At 66.4% G+C, this 1,466-nt stretch carries 2 protein-coding genes; both read right to left on the bottom strand.

Annotated features, from left to right (window positions below):
- Positions 1 to 29: 29 nt before the first annotated feature.
- Entirely contained in the window at positions 30 to 299 is a 270-nt protein-coding gene (locus tag BM419_RS31565; RefSeq protein WP_244540844.1) for a hypothetical protein, read from the bottom strand.
- On the bottom strand, positions 257 to 1,466 hold a 1,210-nt coding region (locus BM419_RS31560), incomplete at its 5' end, for an IS66 family transposase (protein ID WP_091928777.1). The genes BM419_RS31560 and BM419_RS31565, both read right to left, overlap by 43 nt.

The raw sequence follows: 1,466 nt of genomic DNA, 5'->3' as shown, positions 1-1,466 counted from the left end.
GTATTCATCCGGCGTGGGCCGCGGGGGTCCTATTTCGGCGCGCTGCGGTGGACTTCGATGAGGTTACGGAGACTTTCGATACCAAAGTCTGAGAAGGCCATGGTTCCGTCAGGGTACTGCGGATCGTAGACCCAGATCAGCCCGTCTTCGGGCTCCAGATCGGTAGCGATATCGGCGAGCCAGTCCGCATCTTCGCCGAGCTCCCTTGCGACGAGCGCCAAGGTCCTGACGGCATGGACCTTGTTGATGTGCATCGTCAGGCTGCGATTGCCCTGGTCGACGGCGGGGACCAGTTCCACGGCAGCAGGTCGTCGAGTCGATGGATCGGATGCCCGGCGATGCGGGCCAGCACGTCGGCGAGCCAGACCTGTGGGTCGACATCGTTAAGCCTTGCCGTCTGGATCAGCGTCGCCATGGCGGCGGCACGCTCGGCGCCGCGGCTGGAGCCTGCAAACAGCCATGCTTTTCGACCGAGGGCAAAACCTCTGAGCGCCCGCTCGGCGGCATTATTCGTGAGGCAAACCCGCCCGTCGTCGAGGAATGAGGTAAACCTGTCCCAGCGCCTGAGCATATAGTCGATCGGCTTGGCGACGGTCGCCGAGCGCGAGAGCCTGATGCGCTGCTCACCAAGCCAGGTGCGCAGGTCCTCGACGAGCGGGCGGCTCCGCTCCTGTCGGACCTGGCGACGCGCGTCGGCGCTCAGACCGTTGATCTCGCGCTCGATGGCGAAGAGCACGTCGATGCGCGTAACCGCCTCCAGGGCGATCGGTGACACAGGCGCGGCGCCAGGGCTACGCCGCGCGCTCGCGGCGATGTCGGCGAGTTCGAAGAAGCCGCGACGGGCATGGGACCAACACAGCGCCGACGTGACCCGTCCGCTCGGACGCGCGGGATCATAGAGCCCGTTGTAGCCGCCATAGGCGTCGGCCTGGAGGATGCCGGACCATGCCGCGAGGTGCGCGTCCGGATGCTCGTGCCGCCGGTCGCGCGAGGCGAAGTAGAGCGCCGCCGGCGGATCGGCGCCGCCAAAGGGCCTGTCGTCGCGGACATAGGTCCAGATCCGGCCCGTATCGGTTTTGCCTTTGGCCAGGATCGGCACTGTGGTGTCGTCGGCGTGCAGCCTTTCGGCCGTCATCACGTGCCTGGCGATCCGCTCATGCAACGGCGCCAGCGCTGCCGTTGCCGCGCCAACCTGGTCGGCGAGCGTCGAGACGGAGAGTTCGATGCCTTCGCGGCCGTAGCGCTCGCTTTGGCGGTTCAGTGGTTGATGTTGACCGAACTTCTCAAACAGCACCATGGCCAGCAGGTTCGGCCCGACGAAGCCGCGTGGGGTCACATGGAAGGGCGCCGGCGGTTGCGAGATGGCCTCGCACGCGCGGCAGGTGAACTTCTCCCGGACCGTCTGGATCACCTTCCACTGGCGTGGGATCACCTCCAGGGTCTCGGTGACGTCCTCGCCGAGCTTC

Source organism: Methylobacterium sp. yr668 (genome assembly GCF_900116245.1).
Classification (GTDB): Bacteria; Pseudomonadota; Alphaproteobacteria; order Rhizobiales; family Beijerinckiaceae; genus Methylobacterium.
The sequence above is the reverse complement of the archived record's forward strand: the minus strand, read 5'-3'. Positions and strand labels throughout refer to the sequence as shown.